Consider the following 24,623-nt stretch of genomic DNA (forward strand, 5'->3'; position numbering starts at 1 on the left):
CGGCATGACGCTGACCAGCCCGACGGCGGCCCCCGCCCCGCCCACCGACACCCACTGCCCGTACTGCTCGCTGCAGTGCGGCATGCGGCTGGGCGTCGGTGAGGGCACCAAAGCCGAGGTGCTGGAGCGGCCGGACTTCCCGGTGAACCGGGGCGCGCTGTGCGGCAAGGGCCGCTCGGCGCCGGCCCTGCTCGCCCGCGACGTCCGCCTCACCGGCCCGCTCCTGCGCGACCGCCCCGGCGGGCCGCTGCGGGCGGCGGGCTGGCCGGAGGCGCTGGACCGTGTGGCCGACGGACTCGCCCAGACACGGGAGCAGCACGGTCCGGACGCCGTCGGCGTGTTCGGCGGCGGCGGGCTGACCAACGAGAAGGCGTACCTGCTGGGCAAGTTCGCCCGGGTGGTGCTGCGCACTGCGAACATCGACTACAACGGCCGGTTCTGCATGTCCTCGGCGGCGGCCGCGCACCGCAAGGCCTTCGGCCTGGACCGCGGCCTACCGTTCCCGCTCGACGACATCCCGCGCACCGGCTGCCTGATCCTGGTGGGCGGCAACCCGGCCGAGACGATGCCGCCGGCCGTGCGCTACTTCCGCGAACTGCGGGAGAACGGCGGCAGGTTGATCGTCGTCGACCCGCGCCGCACCCGCACCGCCGAGCTGGCCGACCTGCACCTGCAGCCCCGCCCCGGCGGCGACCTGGCGCTCGCGCTCGGCCTGCTGCACCTGGTGATCGCCGACGGCTTGGTGGACAAGGACTTCGTCGCCGAGCGGACGACCGGCTTCGAGGCCGCCCGCGAGGCGGCGATGGCGCACTGGCCGGACCGCGTCGAGCGGATCACCGGCGTGCCCGCCCACCAACTGCGCGAGGCCGCCCGGCTGTTCGGCACCGCCGCGACCGGCATGGTGCTCACCGCACGCGGCCCGGAGCAGCAGAGCAAGGGCACCGACACCGTCGGCGCGTGGATCGACCTGTGCCTGGCGACGGGCAACTCCGGCCGCCCGTACGCCGGTTACGGCTGCCTGACCGGCCAGGGCAACGGGCAGGGCGGACGCGAACACGGCCAGAAGGCCGACCAGCTGCCCGGCTACCGCTCGATCGAGGACCCGGCCGCCCGGGCGCACGTCGCCGGGGTGTGGGGAGTGCAGGCCGAGAGCATCCCGGGGCCGGGCAAGTCGGCGTACGAACTGCTGGACGACCTCGGCCGGCCGGACGGCGTCCGGGCGCTGCTGCTCGCCGGCTCCAACCCGGCGGTGTCCGCGCCGAACGCGGGCCACGTCACCGAGCGCCTGCGCGCACTGGACCTTCTGGTCGTCGCCGACCTGGTGCTGTCCGAGACGGCCCGCCTCGCGGACGTCGTCCTGCCCGTGACGCAGTGGGCGGAGGAGGACGGCACCACCACCAACCTGGAGGGCCGGGTCATCCTGCGCCGCCGCGCCTTCGACCCGCCGGAGGGCGTCCGCAGCGAGCTGTGGGTGCTGCGCGAACTGGCCGCCCGGCTTGGTGTCGCCACGGGCTTCCCGGTCGACGCCGAGGAGGCCTTCGACGAGCTGCGCCGCGCCTCGGCCGGCGGCGACGCCGACTACGCGGGCATCAGCTACCGGCGGATCGCGGCGGAGGACGGCGTGTTCTGGCCCTGCCCGGCCGAGGACCACCCGGGCACCAGGCGGCTCTTCCTGGACCGGTACGCGACGCCGGACGGGCGGGCCCGCTTCGCGGCCGTCACCCACCGCCCGGCCGGCGAGGAGCCGGACGAGGCGTACCCGCTGTACCTGACCACCGGGCGGGTGCTCGCCCAGTACCAGAGCGGCGCGCAGACCCGCCGGGTGGCCGAGCTCACCGAGGCCGCGCCCGGCCCGTTCGTCGAGCTGCACCCGCGGCTCGCCGAACGGCTCGGGGTGGCCGACGGCGAGCCGGTGGCGGTGACCAGCAGGCGCGGACGGGCGGTGGCCCCGGCGCGGATCACCGGCGCGATCCGGGCGGACACCGTGTTCATGCCCTTCCACTGGCCGGGCGCGGGCCGGGCCAACAGCCTGACCAATCCGGCGCTCGACCCGGTGTCGCGGATGCCGGAGTTCAAGGTGTGCGCGGTCCGGGTGGAGCGCGCCGAACAGGAGGTGGCCCCGTGACCCCGAGGATCGCCGTCGTCGGCGGCGGCATGGCCGGCGCCCGCTTCGCCGAGCGCTACGGCGCGCTCGGCGGGCCCGGCACAGTCACCGTCTACGGCGCCGAGCCGCGCGCGCCCTACAACCGCGTGCTGCTCGCGGACGTCCTGACCGGGCGCTACGACGCCGAGTCGATCGCGCTGCCGCTCGGCGGCGCCGAGGCGAGGCCAGGCTGCGAGGTGATGGCCCTAGACCCGGCCGCCCGCACGCTGGCCCTGGCCGACGGCACCGTCGAGCCGTGGGACGAGCTCGTCCTCGCGACCGGCTCCAACCCGGTGCTGCCGCCGGTGCGCGGGCTGCGCCGCCCGGACGGGCCGGGTCTCGCCGAGGGCGTGCACACCCTGCGCACGCTGGAGGACTGCGGGCGGCTCGCCGAGGAGGCCGTCACCGCGAAGCGGGCGGTGGTGATCGGCGGCGGGGTGCTCGGCGTGAGTGCCGCCCGGGCGCTCGCCGCGCTCGGCGTCCGCACCGAAATCGTCCACCAGGGCACGCATCTGATTGAGCGTCAACTCGACGGCGAGGCGGCCGAGGTGCTGCGGGAGCGGCTGCTCGCGCTCGGCGTCGAGACGTACGCCCGCAACCGCGCCCGCGCCGTCCACGGCGGGGACAGGGCCGACGCGGTGGAGCTGGCCAACGGCTATCGGCTCGACTGCGACCTGGTCGTGCTCGCCTGCGGCACCCGCCCCCGCACCGCCCTCGCGTACGGCGCCGGGCTGCCGGTCGGTACCGGGATCCTGGTCGACGACCGGCTCGCCACCGCCGGCCCGCACGTGTCCGCGATCGGCGACTGCGCCGAGCACCGCGGCACCGTCCACGGCCTGGCCGGCCCCGCCTGGGAGCAGGCCGACGCGCTCGCCCGGCGGCTGTCCGGCGCCGACCCGGACGCCCGCTACACCGGCAGCCTCCAGCGCGCCCGGCTCAGCACCGGCGACCTGGAGTACGCGGCCTTCGGCGCCGTGGACGAGACCCTCGACCCCGGACTCGACGTCCTGCGGATCGCCGACGCCACCCGCGGCAGCTACAAGAAGCTCGTCCTGCGCGGGACCCGCCTGGTCGGCGCGATCCTGCTCGGCGACCTGGCCACCGTGGACGCGCTGGCCGGCGCCTTCGAGAGCAAAGAACCGCTCGGCGGCCACCCCCTGCACCTGCTCACCCGAGGAGAATCCTGATGACACCTGACCACCGCGCTCTCCGCGACCTCGTCCTGGTCGGCCACGGCATGGTCGGCCAGCGCTTCCTGGCGGCCTTCACCGCGCAGCCCGCAGCCCGCGGCTGGCGGATCACCGTGCTCGCCGAGGAGCCCTGGCCCGCGTACGACCGGGTCCACCTGAGCGCCCTGTTCGACGGCCGCACCGCCGAGGACCTCTCGCTGTGCCCGCCCGGCTTCCTCGCCGAGCACGGCATCGACCTGCGCCTCGGCGACCCTGTTACCGCGATCGACCGGGCCGGGCGGACCGTCACCACTCGGTCCGGTGCCGAACTCCGCTACGACGCCCTCGTGCTGGCCACCGGCTCGGTCCCGTTCGTCCCGCCGGTGCCCGGTAAGGACGCGCCCGGCTGCCACGTCTACCGCACCATCGAGGACGTCGACGCGATCCGCGCGGGAGCGGAGGAGGCCCGCACCGGCGTCGTCGTCGGCGGCGGCCTGCTCGGCCTGGAGGCCGCCGGCGCGCTGCGGGCCGGCGGACTCACCACCCACGTCGTCGAGTTCGCGCCCCGCCTGATGGCCGTCCAGGTCGACGACGGCGGCGGCGCCGTGCTCCGCCGCAAGATCGAGGACCTCGGCGTGACGGTGCACACCAGCGCCGGCGCGAGCGGCGTCGTCACCGGCGAGGACGGCCAGGTCACCGGGCTCGCGCTCTCCGACGGCCGCGAACTCGCCGCCGACCTCGTGGTGTTCTCGGCCGGCGTACGCGCCCGCGACCAGCTCGCCCGGGACTGCGACCTGCCGGTCGGCGCGCACGGCGGCGTCGTCGTCGACGAGCACTGCCGCACCGCCGACCCGGCGGTCCTCGCGATCGGCGAGTGCGCCCAGGCCGCCGACGGCCGTGTCTACGGCCTCGTCGCCCCCGGCTACCAGATGGCCGAGACGGCGGCACGGACCTTGGCCGAGCTGCCCGGAGAGGGCTTCACCGGCGCCGACACCTCCACCAGGCTCAAGCTCCTCGGCGTCGACGTCGCCAGCTTCGGCGACCCGCACGGCACCGCCGAGGGCGCGCTCGACGTGCTCTACAGCGACAGCCGGGGCGGCGTCTACCGCAAGCTCGTCATCGGCCCGGACGGCGCCCTGCTCGGCGGCGTCCTGGTCGGCGACACCGACGCCTACGGCACGCTGCGTCCGCTCGCAGTGGCCGGCAAGCCGCTCACCGTCCCGGCCGAACAGCTCGTGCTGCCCGCCGGGTTCGCGAACGCCGGGCCGGTCGCGCTGCCCGACGGCGCGGTGCTCTGCTCCTGCCACAACGTGACGCAGGGCGCCGTCCGCGCCGCCGTCCGCGACCAGGGCTGCGACAGCGTCGCCGCCGTCAGGAAGTGCACCCGGGCCGGGACCGGCTGCGGGAGCTGCGTCAAGATGCTCGGCACCGTCGTCACCGAGGAGCTGGAGGCGGCCGGTGTCAGCACCGACAAGGGCCTGTGCGAGCACTTCGCCCACACCCGCGCCGAGTTGTACGAGATCGTCCGGGTGACGGGGATCGACAGCTTCTCCGACCTGCTCGACCGGCACGGCAGCGGCGAGGGCTGCGAGGTCTGCAAGCCCACCGTCGCCTCCATCCTGGCCAGCCTCGGCAACGGCCACATCCTCGACGGCGAACAGGGCGCCCTCCAGGACTCCAACGACCACTTCCTCGCCAACCTTCAGCGCAACGGCTCCTACTCGGTCGTCCCGCGCGTGCCCGGCGGCGAGATCACTCCCGAGGGCCTCATCGCGATTGGCGAGATCGCCCGCGATCACGGCCTCTACACCAAGCTCACCGGCGGCCAGCGGATCGACATGTTCGGCGCCACCGTCGACGAACTCCCGGTGATCTGGCGCAAGCTGGTCGACGCCGGCTTCGAGTCCGGCCACGCCTACGGCAAGTCGCTGCGCACCGTGAAGTCCTGCGTCGGCGAGACCTGGTGCCGCTACGGCGTCCAGGACTCCACCACGCTCGCCATCGAACTGGAGCTCCGCTACCGGGGGTTGCGCTCCCCGCACAAGCTCAAGTCCGCCGTCTCCGGCTGCGCCCGCGAGTGCGCGGAGGCGCAGAGCAAGGACTTCGGCATCATCGCCACCTCGGCCGGCTGGAACCTCTACGTCGGCGGCAACGGCGGCATGACGCCCCGGCACGCCGACCTGCTCGCCGCCGACCTCGACCGCGAGACGCTCATCCGCACCATCGACCGCTTCCTGATGTTCTACATCCGCACCGCCGACCGCCTCGAACGCACCTCGGTCTGGCTGGAGCGGCTGGAGGGCGGCCTCGACCACCTGCGGGCCGTCGTCCTCGACGACTCGCTCGGCATCGCCGCCGAGCTCGACGACCTGATGGCCCGCCACATCGGCGGCTACCAGGACGAATGGGCCGAGACCCTGGCCGACCCCGACCGGATGCGCCGCTTCTCCTCCTTCGTCAACGCCCCCGGAACCCCCGACCCGGCCGTGACCTTCGTCCCCGAACGCGGCCAGATCCGCCCCGCCCGCCCGGGCGAGGCCGGGCGGTCCCTCACCGCCCTCACCGGACCCAACGCCCCGGTCCTGATCGCCGGAGCCCGACTGGAGGTGCTCACTCCGTGACCGTTCAGACCCGCGACGTCCACGACGTCCGTGACGTCCGCGACGTCGGGATTCACGACGTCCAGATCCACGACGGCACCCGCTGGCACGCCGTCTGCACCCTCGACGACCTGCAGCCGGGCCGCGGCAGGGCCGTCCTCCTGGAGGACGCGCGGCAGGTAGCGGTCTTCGTCGATCGCGCCGGGACGCTGTACGCCGTCGACAACCTCGACCCGTTCAGCGGCGCCCAGGTGCTCTCCCGCGGTCTGCTCGGCAGCCGAGGCGACCGCCCGACGCTCGCCTCACCGATGTACAAGCAGGTCTTCGACCTCACCGACGGACGCTGCCTCGACGACGAAACCGCCCCCGACGGCAGCCCGGCCGTCCTGAAGATCTGGCCGGTCCGGCTCGCCGGCTCCGTCGCCGGAGGTGCGAAGTGACGACAGCTGTCGACGCCAGACCGGCCGACCTGCGCGGCTGGGACCCGGAGGACGAGGAGTTCTGGCAGCGCGCGGGCGCCCGCATCGCCCGGCGCAACCTCGTCTTCTCCGTCCTCTCCGAACACATCGGCTTCTCGGTGTGGAGCCTGTGGTCGGTGCTCGTGCTGTTCCTCGGGCCCCAGTACCACATCGACACGGCCGGCAAGTTCACGCTCACCGCGCTCCCCACCGCGCTCGGCGCGCTGCTGCGCCTGCCGTACACCTTCGCCGTCGCCCGGTTCGGCGGACGGAACTGGACGGTGATCAGCGCCCTCCTGCTGCTCCTGCCGACCGCGCTCGCCGCCCTCGTCCTGAGGCCCGGCGTGTCGTACGGGACGCTGCTCGCGGTGGCCTGCGTGGCCGGCGTCGGTGGCGGCAACTTCGCCTCGTCCATGGCCAACATCAACGCCTTCTACCCGCACCGGCTCAAGGGCTGGGCGCTCGGCGTCAACGCGGGCGGCGGCAACCTCGGCGTGCCGGCCGTGCAACTGCTCGGGCTGCTCGTCCTCGCCACGGCGGGCGCGGCCCACCCGCGGCTGCTGCCGCTGCTCTACCTGCCGCTGATCGTGCTGGCGGCGGCGGGGGCCTGGTGGCGGATGGACAACCTGGCGGTGTCGTCGAAGGGCGAGGGACGGGCGCTGCGCGAGGTGGCCCGTGACCCGTACGGCTGGGCCGTGTCCACCCTGTACATCGGCACCTTCGGCTCGTTCATCGGCTTCGGCTTCGCCTTCGGACAGGTACTCCAGGTGCAGTTCCACGACCGCTTCGACACCCCGGTCAAGGCCGCCGCGCTCACCTTCCTCGGGCCGCTGCTCGGCTCGCTGCTGCGGCCCGTCGGCGGACGGCTCGCCGACCGCTGGGGCGGTGCGAAGGTCACGCTCGCGACCTTCGCGGCCATGGGCGCCGGGACGGCCGTCGTGCTCGTCGCCTCCCGGGCCGGCTCGCTGCCGCTCTTCCTGGCCGGGTTCATCGCGCTGTTCGTGCTCAGCGGGATCGGCAACGGCTCGACGTACAAGATGATCCCCGCGCACTACCAGGGCCGGGCCCGCGCCGCCGTCGCCGCGGGCGCCGAGACGGACGCGGCGGAGGCCGACTCCCGGCGCCGCTCCGCCGCGCTGATCGGGCTCGCGGGCGCGATCGGGGCGTTCGGCGGGGTGATCGTCAACCTCGCCTTCCGGCAGTCCTTCCAGGCCAGCCACAACGGGGACGCCGCCTACCTCGGCTTCCTGGCGGCGTACCTGGCGTGCTCGGCGCTCACCTGGCTCGTCTGGCTGCGGCCGGGCGCGCGGGCGGGGCTGGTGCGGCAGGCGACGTGAGGCCGGTCTCCCGTGCGCGGGGCGGCGTGAGCCGTTTGGGTCGCCCGGCGCACGGGGCCGGGGACGGGCGATTAGCGTCGGCCGCAGCTCGTCCTAGCCCCGGGAGGTTGGGCAGTGCAGCGGTGGATCATCCTGACGGCCCTCACCGGTCTGGCAGGGCCGTCTGTGGTCGTTGACGGTATTGCAGGGGTTCGGGCAGTGCGTCGTGAACCGCCCGGTCGGCGGCCTACTGTGCGATGAAGGACCACTGCAGGTTGGGGCTGCCGTTCCAGCCCCACTGCTTGGTGACGGAGCGGCGGCGACCTGGCCGCCGCCGTCCAGGACCAGGCCCGTGGTGCGGTTGGCGATGCTGCACAGGCCGTTGCCACGGTTTGTGATCTGCCACTGCTGGTTGGTGCCGCCGTTCCAGGGAGCTTGCTGCGCGGGTGCCCCGTTGGAGGTGGAGCCCCAGCCGTCGACTGCCATCCCGTTGGTGCGGTTGACCAGCTTGTAGTAGCCGTTGCCGAGGTCGACGGCCTGCCACTGGAGATTGGGGCTGCCGTCCCAGGTCCACTGCTTGAGGTTGCTGCCCGAGGCGACGTTGCCGCCGCTGTCCAGGGCCAGGCCGTCGGTGACGTTGCTGATCCGGAAGTAGGTGGCCGGATTGAAGATCACCTTCAGCGACGTGATGGCGTCGTTGTTGCCGGTGTTGCGCAGGTCTGTGGTGTCCGCACTGAAGGTCCACGCCGTCCCGGTGAAGTTGTCGCCGGAGTAGCCGACCAGTTGGTAGCCCGCCGGCACCCGCACGGAGGAGATGGTCCGCGCCGCCAGACCCGCACTCTGCAACTGGGCGGCCGTGTAGCCGCCCAGCACCAGGCCGGCCGCCGTGCCCGCGTACGAGACGTTGCTGTACGCGGTGACCACGCCGGTGCCCCCGGGCTGGAGGACGGGGATCTGACCGGAGAAGGTGAACTTCAGCACGTAGGCGAGGGCATTGAACGGGGCCGAGGACGACGGCAGGGTGATGTGCAGGCCGTCGCTCGCCTGGGTAGGCGCGGGCAGGCTGGTGTACGTGCCCGCGGTCGGATTCAGCAACTGGACCGACGTCAGGGAGCTGAGGTCGATGCGGCCGCTCGCCAGGGTGCTGATGGTCGTGGAACTCCCGGGCCAGCCCAGGGCCGTGGCGTACAGGACGGTGCTGTCCTTGCTGCGAGTGAACCGGAAGTCCGTGTTCGTGCCCGCCACGGGGGTGGTGAAGGAGCCGCCGCCCATCTTGGTCGGCCCCTCCCCGTAGACCGTCCAGGCCCGGGTGGCGTACAGGGACTCGCCGAATCGGTGGAGGTGGTCGCCGATGCCCAGAAGGACGTCCTTCTGGCCCTGGGGGATCGTCCCGTCCGCCGTCGGAGCGATGTTGAGCAGCATGTTGCCGTTCTTGCCCAGGAACCTCCGCTCGATTTCCTCCCGGCTATGCCGGGGATACGACAGAGCGCCTCGTGGCGCACTTGAAGCGTTCGACCTTGCCGTTGGTCTGCGGGCGGTAGGGGCGGGTGCGCTTGTGGGCGATGCCCTCGGCGGCGAGGGCATCGCGCCAGATGTGTGAGCAGTAGCAGGCGCCGTTGTCTGGTCAGCACCCGCTGGACCGTGATCCCGGCCCGGGTGAAGAACTCGTTCGCCCGGGCCCAGAACGCGGTGGCGGTCTCCTTGCGCTCGTCGGGCAGGATCTCGCTGTAGGCCAGGCGGGAGTGGTCGTCGACGGCGTTGCGCAGGTAGCTGTAGCCCGCGCTTGAGTGCGATGGGCTGCCCGCGCGGCCGCGCACTTTGTGGGTGTAGAGGCATGCGCGCGGCTACTGATGCGCTTGAGCGGCCCCCGGGCATATCTGGGTGGTCTTCTGGCTCTGCAGCCAGTCAGGGCGCTGGTCGGCCTCGCGGCGCTGCCGGTGGTTCGATTCGGGCACGGCACCTACCGCCATTCCCTTCCTGTGCCGCTGCCAGTGCGGGAGTGAGTGGGTTCGGAGATGCGTGAGCAGTGTCAAACGCCTGGTCGCGTCTCGACCGAAGTTGCTGGAGACCGGCGACGCGCCCGCCACCTCAGGCCTCGAGTTCGTCTCCTCTCAGGCGTTCAGGGGCATCTACGTGCCGCGTGGGACACTCCGCCGCACCTACGGTGCCTGCCGTACCTCCCGCGTCTTGGTCCGCGCCGGCCACTCGGTCGCGCGGTGCACGGAGGGTCGAGCGAGGGGGCATCCGCGGACCGCACCACGGTCCCGGAGCCAGCCGCGCGGCGTCCTCCGGATCTGGTCAACGGTTGGGCTGACATTGGGGGCTCTGGCAGCTGCGGCCGCCATACCCAGCCGACTGTCCCCCAGCCCGGGTCGGCCGGTAACCTGCTGCCCCACGGGGTAGACGCGCCGTAAAAGGTTGCGGAGCCGGATGACAAGAAGGCCCAGGCATGAACCCCGTCGAACGCACCCTCCGCGCTCTCGACCGCGCCCAACAGCACCACACGGTCCCGGGAATGGTCGTCGGCGTGATCAAGAAGTACGGAGATGACCGCGGCAGTCTGCTCACAGCCCTGATCGCCTACTACGGGTTCATGGCCCTGATCCCGCTGCTGCTCCTGCTCAGCACCATTCTCAGCTTCATCCTCCACGGACACCCCGGCGCCCAGAAGACCATCGTCAACTCCGCGCTCGCCGACTTTCCCATCATCGGCGACCAGCTCCGCCAGAACGTCCACTCCGTCCAGGGCAGCGGCCTCGCCCTCGTCGTTGCCCTCCTCGGCCTGGTATACGGCGCGCTCGGCATCGCCCAGGTCCTTCAGCACGCCATGGCCGAGGTCTGGAACGTGCCCGGAGTGGTCCGCCCCGGCTACTTCCCGCGCCTGGCGCGCAGCCTGCTGCTGTTCAGCACCCTCGCCGTGGGCCTGCTACTCGCCACGGCCGCCGCTACCCTTGTCGCCACCACTCTTGGCGGGCTGGCCGCCCACATCGGCGCCCTCGTCCTGTCCGCCGTGGTCAACACGGGCCTGTGCCTGGCCTGCTTTCGCATCCTGACTCCCAAGATCATCTCCACTCGCGCCCTGCTGCCCGGATGTGCGATCGCCGGGCCTTTGTTCACCGTCCTGCAGGCCTTCGGTGCCGCCCTCGTGGCCCACCAGCTGCGCCACGCCACAGCTGTCTACGGGTTCTTCGCAACCGTGATCGGCCTGCTCTCCTGGCTCGCTCTGGCCGCGACGATCACCGTGTACGCAGCCGAGACCAACGTGGTTCTGCACCGGCGACTGTGGCCGCGAAGCATTCTGCAGCCACCGCTCACCGAGGCAGACGAGAAAGTCCTGGAATCCATCGCGAACCAGGAAGAACGCCGCCCCGAGCAGCACGTCGACGTCGACTTCGACGATGACAACACGTCCCCCGAGGACGGGCGGCCGCACCAAGACGACACCTGACCCGTAAGGTCGGGACGAGTCGTAGGCCCCAACGAAGTGCTTACGAAAGCATTGACTGACCGGGGTCCGAGACTCCGGGCGCCTGATCTAGGCCGGTCCTTCGCACATGACGAGTTCGGATGAACTGGTAATGAATGCGACCGGTACCCCGGTGGGGTGCCGGTCGTTGCCTGGCGTGCCGATATCCCGTTCACGGTGCGCCATTGGGGCCAGTGCAGGATGTGGTCGATGCTTGGGTTTCGGCGCCCAGGCCGGCGACTGGCCTGGGCGGCCATGTCCCTGACGCGATCGGGCGGCCGGTCTGCGCCTGGTGGGCCTGGCAAGCCGTCGCCTTCGGCTTCCCGGCTGGAGGATGGCCAGGGGCAGGAGCAACGGCACCTCGCTGCCAGCTGCAAGCCGGGTGGCTGCTCGCCTCCGCCGCCAGCTCGGCAGTCGGGGTCGGGCCGGTGCGCGGTGCGGGTGGGCTGCTCCGGGGCCGGTCAGCGGGCTTCCTCCAGGTACTCCTCATCCTCCTCTTCCGGTTGTTCGTCCTCTTCGCCGTAGTCGCGATCGTCGTACTCGTCGTCGTTCTCGTCCTCGGGCTCCTCTTCCTCGTCGTCGTACTCGCCCTCGGGCTCTTCTTCCTCGTCGTCGTACTCCTCCTCAGGCCCCTCCTCTTCGTCGTATTCGTCTTCTCCGAGCCGGTCGTCCTCGGTGGCTTCGTCTTCCATTGCCTCCTCGTGCGTGCGCACCACCTCGCCGTCGCGGATCTCACCGCGCCAGCCTTGGGCTTCGTCGTTGGACAGGGAGACGTGCCGCTGGAAGTTCTTGAAGTCGAGGCGGAGGCGCCGGCCCTGGGCACGCCAGATGTTGCCGGTCTTCTCGAAGAAGCCGCTGGGGTAGTACTCGACGACGAGCACGATGCGGGTCAGGTTCGGGGTGAGCTCGTGGAAGCTGACGGCCCCCCGAGTGCTGCCCTTGGCTCCTTCGGAGGTCCACACGATGCGCTCGTCCGGGATCTGCTCCTGGACCGTTGCCTTGAAGCTGCGTTTGGAGGGCCCGACTTTCACCTTCCAATCGGTGGTGACCTCATCGCCCTGTGAAACGCTCTGCACACCCTTCGCGAAGCCGCTGAAATCCTCGTACTGCGTCCAGTGGTCGTAGGCGGTGCGCACAGGGACGCCGACATCCAGCGCCTCCACGATGTTCATCGTCTTCTTGCCGGCCTTGCGGCCGGGCTTGCCGCCTCCCCCGAACGTCTCCTTGGCCTTGTCGACGACGTTGTCCTTGATGCTCTTAGCCTTCTCGGCTATGAAGGCCTTGAGCGGGGAGTCACCCTGCAGGACACGGGAACCGACCTTGGGCAGGACGCCTCCGTTCTGGGCGACGTCACCAAGGGTGTCGGTGAGGTCGGAGACCTTCTCACCCGCCTTCTCTACCAGGTGCTCCAGCTGGGCGCCGAGGAAGTTGACGACTTCTTCACGTAGTTGGTCGACTCCCGACCCGGCTGTGGACCTGTCTCCCGTGGCGGCCATGGCTCACCTCCGCCGGGTCCGCGTCGACGGCTTGGCGGCGGTGCTTTTGCTCGCTGCGGTCCTTTTCGCTGCGGTCTTCTTCGCCGCGGTCTTCTTCGCCGGCGTCGGCGCTTTCTCGCGCGCGGGCTTGGATGCGGCGGTCTTCGACGTCGTGGCGCGGGCCGACGACTTCTTTGCCGCTGGCGGACTCTTGGCCGTGGTCTTCTTCCCCGCCGGTGCAGCCTTCCTGACGGGCCGGCGGGCGGCGGTCTTCGGCGCGCTGGTGCTCGGCGCCGTGCGGGAGGAGCGCGGCTGGTCACCGGCGGGTTCGGCGGTGCGGCGTCGCCGGGCCGGTTTCGCCGGACGAGTTTCCTCGGGCTCTTCCTCCTCCTCGGGCTCTTCCTCCTCCTCGGGCTCCTCCTCGTACTCGTCCTCCTCTCCGGCCTGGTCGGGCTCTTCCTCCTCCTCCGGCTCCTCGTCCCATTCCTCCTCCCCGGCTTCGGCCTCGTACGGTTCCTCCTCGTCCTGCCCCTCGTCCCGCTTCGGTTTTCCGATGTTGAGCGTGCGCTCCCTGAGCGAGTCGGCCAGCTCACCGATGCGCCGGTCGGCGGCTGCGGCGACGGCTTTCTTGCCTGTTTCCAGCAGTTCGCCGCGGACCTGTTTGTTCAGCTCGGCGACCTGCGGGACCTCGGCGAGCTTGCGTATGCCTTCGGTGGCGAGCTGGCGCGGATCCAGACCAAACCGGCGCCCGGCGAGGTAGGTGGCGGCCGCGAACGCGAGACGCCCCTTCTTCGCGCGCCCGAGTACGTAACCGCCCACGACAGCCGCCGCCAAGGCGACCTTGGTGGTGTCATTCATAGGGGCATCCCTTTCCGGCGATCGCCCCTTCGCGAGTGATCGGCACCAGCGAAGGGGCCGTTCCTTGTCTTTCCGCGCGCGTGATGGCCGGTCTTGTGGTCGGCGCGACGCCGACATGCGGCAACGATCCGTCGCTGCGACGTCGGTCACGGCAGCCCGCGTCGGAAGCGGCGCTGGGAGAATCGGGGATCGTGACCGCGCCGAGCCCGGCAGAAAAGAACCCAGTTCCCAGTCTGGCATGCCGCGGTGTTACCGCACCTGGAACCGATGTCGCGCCGAGTGCACGGCCCCGTACTCCACGCCCCACGCCGACCCGCCCCCGCGGAGCAGGCCTGCGGGGCCGGGGCGTGAGACACAAGTCGACGGCTATATTGGTGCATATCGGGCATGCGTGGTATGTGAATGCTTTTGGAGCAGGCTTTCCCCGATCCGGAGAAGGGCATGACCACTGGCAACGAGCACGACGAGGAACCGAGGAGGGCCGGCGCGCGTCCCACACGGTCGCCGGGCCGGACGCCGCGGCCCCGTCGGCGTGTATCCGCGCCACACGCCATGCGTATCGCCGCTCAGCAACTGCAAGACCTCCTCGGACGTGTCCCCGAGTCGGTGTCGGCCCTGAAACCCGTCGAGGGCGGCTGGCAGGCCGACGTGGAGGTGGTGGAGCTGGAACGCATCCCCGACACGACCAGCGTGCTGGCCAGCTACCGGGTAAGGCTCGACGAAGAAGGCGAACTGCAGTCGTACGAGCGGATCCGTCGCTACACCCGGGGACAGGTCGATCGCCCGACCTGACGAATCCCGCGGCGCGATGACCTGCAAGAACGCCCGCGTTCACCGTGAGGGCGGGCCGCGAAGGGAGGCGCCATGACTGTGGTGCCGCAAAGCGCAGCCGGCGTTTCCCGCAGCGGGAACACCGGAAGTCTCTATGACGTCCTTGAGCTGATCCTCGACCGGGGCCTGGTCATCGACGTCTTCGTCCGGGTCTCGCTGGTCGGCATCGAGATCCTCAAGATCGACATCCGCATCGTCGTCGCCAGCGTCGACACTTACCTTCGATTCGCCGAGGCGTGCAACCGCCTCGACCTGGAATCCGGGCGCAAAGCGCCCGCTCAGCTCACCGACATCGTGGGGGAGGTCACGGAAGGGGGTGCCCGGGGCAAGAGCAAGGGCGCGCTGAGCGGCGCCGTCGACGCTGTCACCGACGCCCTCCACCTCGGAGACGCCAACGAGGAGGAGGAAGAGGAGGAGGAGCCCGCGCCGAGGCGCACGCGGCCCGCCCGTCGGCCCACCAGACGCCGGGAGGAATGAGATGGCCGTCTACGTCTACTCCATCACCGCAGCCGGTCATCCCCACGACCTGACCGGCCTCGACACGGTCGGTCCCGTCCCAGCAGCCCTGCGCTCCCTGCGGGCCGGGCCGCTGGCGGCCGTCGTCAGCGACGCACCTGCGGAACTGCGGCCCAAACGCCGAGACCTGATGGCCCACCAGGCCGTTCAGGAACGCCTCGTCGCCGACGGGGCGGTGCTGCCGCTGCGCTTCGGCCTCACCGCTCCCGACGACGACGCCGTCCGGGCCGCCCTCGACCAGCACCGCGAGGAGTACCTCCAGCGGCTGAGCCACCTGGAGGGCTGCGCCGAGTACCACATCAAGGCCGCCGTCGAGGAGGACGCCCTGCTGCGGCAGATCCTGCGGGAATCACCCAGAGCCCGGCAGCTCAACGACGACATCAAGGCGGGCAACAGCAACCCCGAGCTGCCGCTCGCCCTCGGGGAACTCGTCACGCAGGAGGTCCTCGCGCGCCAGCAGGCCCTGGCAGCCGGCATCACCGAGGCACTGCGTCCCCACACGCGCGAGGAACTGGCCTCCGAGCCCACCGGGAACGACTTCCTGAACATCTCCTTCCTCGTTGACCAAGAGCACCGAGAGCTCTTCCTCACTGCGGAAAAGGGCCTCGCCGACGAACTCGGCGCCGATTGCGACGTCCGGCTGTACGGCCCCCTGCCCGCCTACAGCTTCGTCTGAAGGACGTGAAGCCATGGGTCTGATCACCCAGATCCTCACCCTCCCACTCGCGCCGGTGCGCGGCACCGTCTGGGTGCTCGAACGCGTCGTCGAAACCGCCGAGGACGAGTACTACGACCCTGCGCCCGTCGAAAACGACCTTGCCGAACTGGAGCGAGCACTCCTGGCCGGAGAGATCGACGAGGAGACCTTCGACCGGCGTGAGGACGAACTCCTCGACCGCCTCGACGAAATCCGGGCCCACACCCAGCGCCGCGCACCATGACCGTGTAGCAGCCACGCGGCCGGACGGAGGACAGCAGTGAGTGATTCTCTCGCCAACCGTATGGGCTCGCTGCCCTCCCGGGCCGCGCCGCCCTACCAGCCGGCCTCCTCCGCCAGTCTCGCCGACATCCTGGAGCGGGTGCTGGACAAGGGCGTCGTCATCGCCGGCGACATCCAGATCAACCTCCTCGACATCGAACTGCTCACCATCAAGCTGCGCCTGCTCATCGCCTCCGTGGACAAGGCCAAGGAGATGGGCATCGACTGGTGGGAACACGACCCCTCGCTGTCCTCCCGCGCGGACCACTCCACTTCCCGTCTCGAAGAGGAGAACCAACGCCTGCGCGAACAGATCGAGGCCCTGCGCGCCGACGCCGCCCTCCCGCCCGTCAGCGCTCCGGAGGCAGCCACGCCGCGCCGCCGCCCGGCCAAGCGGCCCACCGCTCACACACGACCCGGTCCAGGTGACACATGAGCGACGCCTCCCTCACCTACGCCTACGCCGTCGCCCGCGACCGCACCCCCGCCCTGGCCGCCGAGGCGGGAACCCTCACCGGCGTCGCCGGAGCTCCCGTCCGCCTCCTGACTCCCGACCGCACCACCACCCCGGTGGCCGTCGTCAGTCACGTCCCCGCCGAGGACTTCCACGAAGCGGCCCTGCATCGGCACCTGGAGGACCTCGGCTGGCTCGAAGCCCTGGCCCGGGCCCACCATGGCGTCATCGAAGCGCTGGCAGCGCACACAACCGTCCTTCCACTGCGCCTGGCCACCGTCTACCTCGACGACGACCGGGTGCGCGCGATGCTCGACGACAACCAGAAACTGTTCTTTGACGGCCTGGAACGCCTGCGTGGCCATGTGGAGCTGGGCGTCAAGCTCTACGTCGAGGCCGAACCGCGGCCCCCCGCCGCAACGGACGCCCCGCCTGATCCAGCACTCAGTCCAGGACGCGCCTATCTGCGCCGCCGCCGTACGGAGCAGGACGCCCGCCACGACGCCCACCGGGCAGCCGAAGAGGCAGCACAACGGATCGCAGTGATCGCCCGCGCCCACGCGGTGCAGTGGGCACGCCACCGCGTCCAGGAAGGCGAACTGGCAACCGGCCCCGGACAGAACGTGGTCAACGACGCCTACCTCGTGCCTGCGGACCATGTCCGCGCGTTCCGCGAGGAGACCATGCACGCCACCGACGGTCTCCCCGGTCTGCGGGTCGACGTCACCGGTCCGTGGGCCCCCTACTCCTTCGCCACCCTCACCCCTCCCGAACCCGGCACGGCGAGTGCACCGTGAACCCTCCAGGAAACACCCCGGCTGCGACCACCGGCGCGCCCCCGTCGCAGCAGCAGGTCGCCCTCATCGACCTGCTGGACCGCCTGCTCAGCGGCGGAGTGGTCATCACCGGTGACCTCGTCCTGTCCGTTGCCGACATCGACCTCGTACGGATCTCGCTGCGCGCCCTCATCACGTCGATCAGCGAGCGCACGCCCGCCCCCTGGGCGGCACATGTCCCATCCGAGGAGCGGGGGACGCCGTGACCACCGACGAGCCACCCCGTCCGGACCGCCGCCAAGAGGTCGCCCAGGCCGCCACACGCGCGTTCCGCGTCCTGCCAGCCACTACGAGCGAGACAGCCACAGGCCGGGGCCGCCCGCGCCATGCACCCCGAAGGATCACGACCGGCCCCGAGACCGTCGAACGGGACCTGATGAAGCTCGTCCTCACCCTCGTCGAACTCCTCCGACAGCTCATGGAACGGCAGGCCCTGCACCGAGTCGAAGCCGGCGACCTCACCGAGGAGCAGGAGGAGAACCTCGGAGCCACCCTCATGGCGCTACACGAGCGCATGAACGACCTGTGTGCCCGCTACGGGCTCACCATGCAGGACCTCAACCTCGACCTCGGACCGCTCGGCCCCCTCCTCCCGCCGGACGAACCGCAGTAGTCCCGTCCTGCGCCGCAGTGCAGATGACCGTGGACGGCGCAGGCCCGGACACCGGGCCGTGCCCTCGGTCCCGTCAGGACAGAACCGCGTCCGCAGCCTTCTTGAGCGCGCTGGGCGTCTCGGGCCTGCGGGGCGCCTTCTCGCGGGCTTCGATCAGACGGACTCCGATACGTTCAACGAGCCGAGCGAGGCACGTCCAGGTCAACGGGAGAGACCCGGTCGCATCCGGTGATCTCCAGCAGCCGCGCCACCTGGTCGGAAGGCTGGGCGAGCTGGACGACGGCGGCCTTGGCGGGCGGCCTGGCTCCGGGCCAGCAGCAGCGCGTTCAGTCCCGCCGAGCCAGAAAGGTCACGTCGTGCAGGTCCAGCATCATCGCGGCGCCGCCCGGCTGCACCGGTCAGCACGGCGACTCCCGACCAACCGCACCGGACCACATCCGGTGCATGCCTGCGGGCAATCCGGGCAGCCGCTCCGGGGACAGGCCGTTGTGGAAACGGAGGGAGATCGCAATGAGCGCCTCGGACAAGGCCTCGAACCTCGGTGACAAGGTCAAGGGCAAGGTCAAGGAGGCCGCAGGCAAGGCGGTCGGCAACGAACGCCTGGAAGCCGAGGGCAAAGGCGACCAAATCAAAGGTGACGTGAAGCAGGCCGGCGAGAAGGTCAAGGACGCCTTCAAGGACTGACCGCGCCACCCATTGCTGGGAAGGGCTGAACACCTCAGGAGAAGGGGTGCCCAGCGATCCGGGCCGTGTTCGCGGGTGCGCGGGCGTTCACCCGTGCGGACCACACGGCGCGGCCCGGGCGGCGCATGGCCGTGGCCGTCAGGAGACTGGTCCGCCGCCCGCTGCGGCTGGCCGGTCCTGGGTTTTTGCCGGTTGCGGGCACGCCGCGGGTGGGGCGGGATGGCCGAAGGGTCCCGCGTGCCTGACTGCCCGAGGGCTGGTGTGCGGGTCCGGTTCAGCAGACTGACGAGTAAGGAGTGGTTGGTTATGAGCAGGGTCCAGGAGACGATCGACGTCGACGTGCCGATCAGCACCGCGTACAACCAGTGGACGCAGTTCGAGCAGTTCCCGATGTTCATGGAGGGCGTCGAGGAGATCACGCAGATCGACGACCGCCACAACCGCTGGAAGACGAAGATCGCCGGTGTCAGCCGGGAGTTCGACACCGAGATCGTTGACCAGGCCCCGGACGACCACGTGGCGTGGCGCACGGTTACGGGCGAGGTGAAACAGTCCGGCATGGTGTCTTTCCAGCCTCTGGACGCAGGCCACACCCGGATCGTGATGACGATGGACTACCAGCCCGAGGGGCTGGCGGAGAAGGCCGCCGACATGGTGAACATGCTCGACCGGCAGGTGAGGGGCGACCTGAAGCGCTTCAAGAACTTCATCGAGAAGCGCGGCAGCGAGACCGGCGGTTACCGCGGCAAGCTCTGACCCGGCAGCATTGTGAGGGCCCCGGCTGGCGGCAGATCCCGCCCGCCGGGGCCGTCCGGCTTTGTCGGGCGGGTGGGGATGCTGGGCCGACCGGGAGCAGTTCACCAGCCGCTGCACCCGGCCCTGTCCCGGCCAGCCGGGACAGGGCCGTACAGGACGGGGCTCTCAGTTGCTCCGTAGGAGTCTCGCACGGCCGGACGCGGTGGTCTCCTGGAAGGGGGAAGCCAAGTAGACCTCCGAGGTGGTCACTATGCAGCAAGCCGTGCACTTCGACGCGATCTTCCAGAACAGTCCGGGAGACCGTCACGTTCAGGTCCGGATGAACGGCAATGTGGTGTTCAACGACACCTTGGAAGGACAGGGCTCCGTAAAGGGGATGGACATTACGGAACCCATCGTCGGCACCACTCACATCGAGTTGGGGATCGTCACGGATGACGGCGCCTTCCACGCCTGCCGGTATACCGACATCCCGACCTTCGGCGGTCCACCCCCGTTCGAACTCGTCCTCCCCGACAGCGGACTGTTCCCGCCCAGCCCGGCGCACTTCGACACCGCGGCCACCACCGGCCTGCCGGCCTTCGGAGGAGGAACCTTCGAACTGTTCTACGAAGAGAGCATCGTCTGACCCAGCCCTGAAACCAGCCGCCCCGTTGAGCGGCAGAGCGCATGCTGGGGGCAGGGATCGTATGCGAGGCGGTCAAGGAATTGATCGGAGAAACATCCCCGTTCTCCAGCTTTCCGTACCACTTGACGCTGGCGCCAGTCAGCACAGCCACTTCGCTTTTAGAAAGCTCTCGCTTGCGCCGCGACGGCCTCGATGCCGACCGGGAACGGCATTGGGATCCATCCTTCGGCGCCTCCGCTGCACCATGATGGCGAGCTCTTCGTCGCGAGCGGCGAGACGCTCGTAGTCGGTTCCCATGGGTCGGCACGCCCCCTCGCCAGTTGCCGAAGGACGGTCACCACCCCGGACCGGGCATACCGGCGGAGGCAGCCACCATACCGCCCGCACCCCACCGGTGATCTGGCACCGTCGCGACCGTGCGGTCGGCACCGAATCGACGATCCAGGCTGGGCGCCGTGTGGCGACTTCCGCAAACTCCGCGAGTGCGCGATGTGGACCGTCCAGAAAGGCCTGACGGAACGTCGGTAAAGCCAGCATTGGGAAGCTCCTATAGATCGTCAAGCGGTCTGGGGGAGCGATTCAGTGGTTTGGATCGTGTGGGGTAGGTGGGGGTAGATCTCGCGGGCGACGAATCGTTTGAGGCAGCGGATGATGTCCTTCTTGGCCAGGCCTTCGGCGGTGCGTCGGGCGACGTAGTCCCGGGTGCGCTGGTCGTATTTCATGCGGACCAGGACGGTCGGATTTGCCATTGTCCCGCCGTGCTTTGCGGTCCGGCCGATCCACCTCGATGACCGTGGTCCTGGCACGCGTCGCATCGCCTCGCCACCCCTCTGGCCGGAGGGCGCACTTCCCACCGGCTTGCATATCGCGATGGATATGCCCCACGGGCCGGGAATGGCGAACTGGTGTCGCGTCAGTAGCGCCAGCGGACCGCCTCGATGACCTCCGCACCTGTGTGCATCGCGAACAGCTCCGCCTCCGCCCGCCGGACGGCCAGTACGGTCTCGAACAGCTCGGGGCCGAGTGCCTCCCGCAGTACGGCGGACTTCTCGTACGCGTCGATCGCCTCGGGCAGGCTCGCCGGTAGGCGTTCGGCGCCGCCGAGGGTGGCGGGGTCGCTCGGGGTCTCGGGCGGGAGGGGAAGGCCGGCGTCCAGGCCGGCGAGTCCGGCGGCCAGCGCGCCGCCGATCGCCAGGTAGGGGTTGGCGGTGGCGTCGAAGCACTTGAGCTCGGCGTTGGCCTGCCCGGCGGCGGAGCCGGCGATCAGGCGCAGCGCCGCCTCACGGTTCTCCAGGCCCCAGCAGCGGTAGGCACCGGCGAAATGGGAGGGGACCAGTCGCAGGTAGGAGGCGACGCTGGGCGCGCCGAGGGCGAGCAGGGCGGGCAGTTCGGCCAGGACGCCCGCGAGGAACTGCTCGGCCTCCGGGTGCAGCCCGTGGCGGCCGGGGCCGCCGTGCCCGAGGTTACGGCCCTCTCGCCAGAGGCTGAGGTGCAGGTGGCCGCCGTTGCCGATCGAGCCCTCGGAGAAGACGGGCGCGTACGAGACCCGCAGGCCGTGCCGGGCGGAGACGGCCCGGATGGTGTGGCGCACCAGCATCGCGGTGTCGGCCGCCTCGACCGGCCCCTCCGCGGCGACCGAGACCTCGAACTGCCCGGCGGCGTACTCGGGGTGGAGCTGGAGCACGGTCAGGCCCTGGGTGGTGAGGGCGCGCAGCACGGCCCGCAGATAGTCGGAGTGTTCGACGAAGCGGGTCATCCCGAACGCGGGCGCGACCGTCGCGGGGGCCCCGGCGGCGTCGGCCACCACCCACTCGATCTCGATCCCGGCTCGGATCGAGAGCCCGCGCCGCTCGATGGCCTCGGTGACCTGACGGGCGAAGGCGCGCTGGCACCCGGGGTGCGGCTTGCCGTCCTGGGTGTAGCGGTCGGCTGGGGCCCAGGCCCAGCCGGGCTGGGCGGCGAGCGGAGTGAGCCGGTCGAGGTCGGGGACGAGCCGCAGGTCGCCCACGGGGCCGGTGCTCGAAGGCGCAGTGGTGAGGGAGTCGTCCACCAGGGTGACGTCGAAGCAGGGTACGGAGCCGACACCGTACTCGGCGGCCTGTTCGAGCTGGGCGAGCGGGACGGATTTCACCCGGGTGAGCCCGGCGTTGTCGACCCAGCCGAACACCACCCCGTCGATTCCGTCGGCGGTGAGCTGGAATTCGGCCGCCCGGGCCCGGGCGGCCCGCTCGGCTCGGGGGTGCGTGGTGGTCATGTTGCCCATGCTGGCGTTCGCGGCAGCCGGTGGGCGAATTGCCGGCCGGGATTTCACTCGTCCGTGAACGGTCGGGGCTGAGACGTGACGCAGGAGACAAGGCGCGGGAACCGGTCTGCCCTGGCCGGTGGTTGGGACGGGTGCTCACTGAAACGGTCACCCGATGGTGGGACGGCCCGCCGAAGATCGTCCCCGAACCTGTCTCCAGGCCATTACGCTCCCACTCTCGAAGATCCGTGTCCGGACGAAGATGCGGCACGCTGCCGAAAGGCCCTGGATGACCCCCCACATCGCCCGTGAGCGACGGGAGCCGTCGCCGACGGTCGCCCCCGAGCTCCAGCTGGCCGATGCGCCCGGCACCCACTCGCTCGCCGCCTGGTTCCTCGGACCGATGGCCGAGAACCAGACGGTGCTCGCCGATCTGATCAACGACGCCCTGGCGGCGCACTGCGCGGCCCGCAGGAACCTCTACCGGGACGATCCGCCCTACGTCACCGACGGGATCAAGCAGTCGCCGGAGTACCAGCAGTCCGTCGCGACCATGCGCAGGGAACACGCCAAGCTCCTGGACTACCTGGGCAGCTCGGTGCCGTTCTTCAGCTACCGCTACCAGGCCCACATGAACTGGGACCAGACGATCCCGGCGCTCGCGGGCTACTTCGCGGCGACGCTGTACAACCCGAACAACGTCGCCCTGGAGTCCTCGCCGGTGACGACCCGGTTAGAGGAAGAGGTCGGCAAGGACCTGTGCCGGCTGCTCGGATACCAGCCGCTGGCCCTGCCGACCCCGTGGGGCCATATCACCTCCGGCGGCACGGTCGCCAACCTCGAAGCCCTCTGGTCCGCGCGCAACCTGACCTACTACCCGATCGCGGTGGCCGAGGCGATCCGGCGCCACCCACACGCGCTCGGCGGCGCACGGGACCTCACCGTCCGCATGGCCAACGGCAAGGACGCGCTGCGGCTGCTCGACCTGGACGCGTGGGAGTGCGTCAACCTGCCGGTGGACGAGGTGTTGGGGCTGCCGACCCGGATGGTCGAGGAGCACCGCGTCAGGACGGAGGACCTCGGCCTGATCAACGCCTACACGCTGCAGCACCTCGGCTACGAGGAGTTCCGTCGGCGCTTCCTGGAGGGCAAGGTCGGCAACCCGGCCGTGCTGGTGACGGCAACGATGCACTACTCATGGCCGAAGGCCGCGGCCCTGCTCGGCATCGGGCAGAGCGGTCTGGTCCCGGTCGAGGTGGACCTGGACGCGCGGGCCACCGTGGCGAGCCTGCGCACCCGCGTGGAGGAGTGCATCCGAGGTCGCCGCCCCGTCATCCTCAACGTCGCCGTGCTGGGCAGCACCGAGCAGAGCTCGGTCGACCCGCTGGCCGAGATGCTGGCTCTGCGTGAGGAGTTCCACGAGCGCAACGTCTCCTACCCGATCCACGTGGACGCGGCATGGGGCGGCTACTTCGCCGCCGTCAGGCGTCCCCGCCCGACGCAGGCCGACGGCCAGGTCACCTACACGCCCGACTTCGTGATGAGCGAGTACGTCAACCGGCAGTACGACTCCCTCGACCGGGCCGACTCGATCACCATCGACCCGCACAAGGCCGGCTTCGTGCCCTACCCGGCGGGCGGACTCTGCTACCGCAACGGCGCGCAGAAGAACATGGTGGCCTTCACAGCGCCCTACCTCGACCTGGGCAACTCGGGTGTGGGCCTGTACGGCGTCGAGGGCTCCAAGCCGGGCGCCGCCGCGGCGGGCGTGTACCTGAGCCACCGCGTCATCACCACCGACCAGCACGGTTACGGCAAGATCCTCGGGCAGGCGCTGTTCAACAGCAAGCGCCTGTACGCGGCCTTCGTCACCCTCGGCCTCGACCACCCCGACCTGCTCGTCGCCCCGTTCCAGCGGCTGCCCGTCGAACGCGAACGCCCGGGCGACGCGCGCGCCCTTCGTGAGCAGCTCCGGTTCATCCTGGACCGCATCGTGTGCAAGAGCAACGAGGAGATCCGGACCGACCCGGAGGCCCGGGAGCTCCTCGCCGAGCTCGGTTCGGACCAGGTCGTCATCGCCTACGCGTTCAACGCCGTCCGCCAGGGCCAGCCGAACCCGGACCTGGCCAAGGCCAACCGGATCAACCGCCTGATCGCCGAGAAGCTCGGGGTCGCGCCGACAGTCCCCGCGGCCAGGAACACCCCCGCGTCCCCGCAGCGCCCCGACCTGATCGTCAGCGGATCGGCCCTGGAACCGGACCTGTACGGCGGGGTGTACATGCGGCGGGTGGCGGACCGGCTGGGCCTCCAGGGAGATCCCAGCGGAACCCCGATCAGGCATCTGGTTTCCTGCACGCTGGACCCCTGGCTGACCGACACCGAGCGGGGAGACTTCATCCCCGTCCTGCGGGAGGCGCTGGCCGAGGGAGCGCGGGCTGCGATCCGCGAGGTGTTCCCCGAGCCCGCCCGGTGACCACTGGAAGCTCGAAGCCATCCTCGACTTCGACCATGCGGTGACTCCGAGCCTCTGAGCACGTGCGGTGCGTTCTCGGGCGGTCCTGGGGACGGTCTGGCGTCGTGGCAGGTGGATCAGGACCGG

Annotated in this window: 21 protein-coding genes and 3 pseudogenes; 18 read left to right on the forward strand and 6 right to left on the reverse strand. The window is 70.7% G+C overall.

Going from position 1 to position 24,623, the window contains the following annotated elements:
• Nucleotides 1-4: 4 nt before the first annotated feature.
• The 5 genes from HS99_RS01835 to HS99_RS01855 are packed head-to-tail and all read left to right on the forward strand — an operon-like array spanning nucleotide 5 to nucleotide 7,707.
• Complete coding sequence (locus HS99_RS01835; protein WP_046387100.1) at nucleotides 5-2,125, forward strand: molybdopterin oxidoreductase family protein; 2,121 nt, start codon at nucleotides 5-7, stop codon at nucleotides 2,123-2,125.
• Entirely contained in the window at nucleotides 2,122-3,330 is a 1,209-nt protein-coding gene (locus HS99_RS01840; protein WP_030556291.1) for an NAD(P)/FAD-dependent oxidoreductase, read from the forward strand. The genes HS99_RS01835 and HS99_RS01840 overlap by 4 nt, the downstream gene beginning before the upstream one ends.
• Nucleotides 3,330-5,933, forward strand: coding sequence for a nitrite reductase large subunit NirB (gene nirB, locus HS99_RS01845; protein WP_030556289.1), 2,604 nt, complete (start codon nucleotides 3,330-3,332; stop codon nucleotides 5,931-5,933). The genes HS99_RS01840 and nirB overlap by 1 nt, the downstream gene beginning before the upstream one ends.
• Before the next feature lie 50 nt (nucleotides 5,934-5,983).
• On the forward strand, nucleotides 5,984-6,352 hold the full coding sequence (nirD, locus tag HS99_RS01850; RefSeq protein WP_030285904.1) for a nitrite reductase small subunit NirD: 369 nt from the start codon (nucleotides 5,984-5,986) through the stop codon (nucleotides 6,350-6,352).
• Nucleotides 6,349-7,707: a nitrate/nitrite transporter gene (locus HS99_RS01855; protein ID WP_030556287.1), complete on the forward strand. Its 1,359-nt coding sequence runs from the start codon at nucleotides 6,349-6,351 to the stop codon at nucleotides 7,705-7,707. The genes nirD and HS99_RS01855 overlap by 4 nt, the downstream gene beginning before the upstream one ends.
• 226 nt (nucleotides 7,708-7,933) lie before the next feature.
• Here the strand turns inward: HS99_RS01855 and HS99_RS01860 are convergent.
• Nucleotides 7,934-9,126, reverse strand: a pseudogene (locus HS99_RS01860) (RICIN domain-containing protein); the annotation flags it as partial.
• Nucleotides 9,127-9,190: 64 nt separating this feature from the next.
• Nucleotides 9,191-9,500, reverse strand: a pseudogene (locus HS99_RS40490) (DDE-type integrase/transposase/recombinase); the annotation flags it as partial.
• Between the two features lie 635 nt (nucleotides 9,501-10,135).
• On the opposite strand from HS99_RS40490, the gene HS99_RS01865 reads away from it, so the two are divergent.
• A complete protein-coding gene (locus HS99_RS01865) occupies nucleotides 10,136-11,134 on the forward strand; it encodes a YihY/virulence factor BrkB family protein (protein ID WP_046386379.1) in 999 nt (332 codons plus the stop codon).
• A gap of 479 nt (nucleotides 11,135-11,613) precedes the next feature.
• Here HS99_RS01865 and HS99_RS01870 read toward each other — a convergent pair whose 3' ends face one another.
• Complete coding sequence (locus HS99_RS01870) at nucleotides 11,614-12,648, reverse strand: SRPBCC family protein (protein WP_030556283.1); 1,035 nt, start codon at nucleotides 12,646-12,648, stop codon at nucleotides 11,614-11,616.
• Nucleotides 12,649-12,651: 3 nt separating this feature from the next.
• Nucleotides 12,652-13,485, reverse strand: coding sequence for a hypothetical protein (locus tag HS99_RS44480; RefSeq protein ID WP_030285899.1), 834 nt, complete (start codon nucleotides 13,483-13,485; stop codon nucleotides 12,652-12,654).
• Nucleotides 13,486-13,926: 441 nt separating this feature from the next.
• Between HS99_RS44480 and HS99_RS01880 the strand changes: the two genes are divergently transcribed.
• The 11 genes from HS99_RS01880 to HS99_RS01925 all read left to right on the forward strand — a co-directional run bounded on the left by HS99_RS01880 (nucleotide 13,927) and on the right by HS99_RS01925 (nucleotide 19,782).
• On the forward strand, nucleotides 13,927-14,277 hold the full coding sequence (locus HS99_RS01880; protein ID WP_046386381.1) for a gas vesicle protein GvpO: 351 nt from the start codon (nucleotides 13,927-13,929) through the stop codon (nucleotides 14,275-14,277).
• A gap of 72 nt (nucleotides 14,278-14,349) precedes the next feature.
• Nucleotides 14,350-14,793: a gas vesicle structural protein GvpA gene (locus tag HS99_RS01885; protein WP_030285897.1), complete on the forward strand. Its 444-nt coding sequence runs from the start codon at nucleotides 14,350-14,352 to the stop codon at nucleotides 14,791-14,793.
• Nucleotide 14,794: 1 nt separating this feature from the next.
• Entirely contained in the window at nucleotides 14,795-15,508 is a 714-nt protein-coding gene (locus HS99_RS01890; RefSeq protein ID WP_030285896.1) for a GvpL/GvpF family gas vesicle protein, read from the forward strand.
• Nucleotides 15,509-15,521: 13 nt separating this feature from the next.
• Nucleotides 15,522-15,773 carry a gas vesicle protein GvpG gene (locus HS99_RS01895; RefSeq protein WP_030285895.1) on the forward strand — a complete coding sequence of 84 codons (252 nt, stop codon included), beginning with the start codon at nucleotides 15,522-15,524 and terminating at the stop codon, nucleotides 15,771-15,773.
• A 36-nt stretch (nucleotides 15,774-15,809) separates the two neighbouring features.
• The gene (locus HS99_RS01900; RefSeq protein ID WP_167395850.1) at nucleotides 15,810-16,247 is read left to right on the forward strand and encodes a gas vesicle protein; all 438 of its coding nucleotides are present in this window, start codon (nucleotides 15,810-15,812) and stop codon (nucleotides 16,245-16,247) included.
• Nucleotides 16,244-17,062 carry a GvpL/GvpF family gas vesicle protein gene (locus HS99_RS01905; protein WP_030285893.1) on the forward strand — a complete coding sequence of 273 codons (819 nt, stop codon included), beginning with the start codon at nucleotides 16,244-16,246 and terminating at the stop codon, nucleotides 17,060-17,062. Before HS99_RS01900 ends, HS99_RS01905 begins: the two co-directional genes overlap by 4 nt.
• Nucleotides 17,059-17,307 (forward strand): gas vesicle protein, encoded by a 249-nt coding sequence (locus HS99_RS01910; protein ID WP_030285891.1) that lies wholly within the window; start codon nucleotides 17,059-17,061, stop codon nucleotides 17,305-17,307. Before HS99_RS01905 ends, HS99_RS01910 begins: the two co-directional genes overlap by 4 nt.
• Nucleotides 17,304-17,714 carry a gas vesicle protein K gene (locus tag HS99_RS01915; RefSeq protein ID WP_030285889.1) on the forward strand — a complete coding sequence of 137 codons (411 nt, stop codon included), beginning with the start codon at nucleotides 17,304-17,306 and terminating at the stop codon, nucleotides 17,712-17,714. The genes HS99_RS01910 and HS99_RS01915 overlap by 4 nt, the downstream gene beginning before the upstream one ends.
• 510 nt (nucleotides 17,715-18,224) lie before the next feature.
• Nucleotides 18,225-18,398, forward strand: a complete 174-nt coding sequence (locus HS99_RS40500; RefSeq protein ID WP_072655938.1) for a CsbD family protein — start codon at nucleotides 18,225-18,227, stop codon at nucleotides 18,396-18,398.
• Between the two features lie 306 nt (nucleotides 18,399-18,704).
• Nucleotides 18,705-19,154 (forward strand): SRPBCC family protein, encoded by a 450-nt coding sequence (locus HS99_RS01920; RefSeq protein ID WP_030285887.1) that lies wholly within the window; start codon nucleotides 18,705-18,707, stop codon nucleotides 19,152-19,154.
• Nucleotides 19,155-19,404: 250 nt separating this feature from the next.
• Nucleotides 19,405-19,782 (forward strand): hypothetical protein, encoded by a 378-nt coding sequence (locus tag HS99_RS01925; RefSeq protein ID WP_030285885.1) that lies wholly within the window; start codon nucleotides 19,405-19,407, stop codon nucleotides 19,780-19,782.
• Between the two features lie 557 nt (nucleotides 19,783-20,339).
• Here HS99_RS01925 and HS99_RS01930 read toward each other — a convergent pair.
• A pseudogene (locus tag HS99_RS01930) lies at nucleotides 20,340-20,585 on the reverse strand (IS110 family transposase); the annotation flags it as partial.
• Between the two features lie 110 nt (nucleotides 20,586-20,695).
• Nucleotides 20,696-22,036, reverse strand: coding sequence for a type I glutamate--ammonia ligase (locus HS99_RS01935; protein ID WP_030556278.1), 1,341 nt, complete (start codon nucleotides 22,034-22,036; stop codon nucleotides 20,696-20,698).
• Nucleotides 22,037-22,313: 277 nt separating this feature from the next.
• On the opposite strand from HS99_RS01935, the gene HS99_RS01940 reads away from it, so the two are divergent.
• Nucleotides 22,314-24,497, forward strand: coding sequence for a pyridoxal phosphate-dependent decarboxylase family protein (locus tag HS99_RS01940; protein ID WP_050367034.1), 2,184 nt, complete (start codon nucleotides 22,314-22,316; stop codon nucleotides 24,495-24,497).
• Nucleotides 24,498-24,623: the final 126 nt, after the last annotated feature.

It is taken from the genome of Kitasatospora aureofaciens (assembly GCF_001188955.3).
GTDB lineage: Bacteria > Actinomycetota > Actinomycetes > Streptomycetales > Streptomycetaceae > Kitasatospora > Kitasatospora aureofaciens.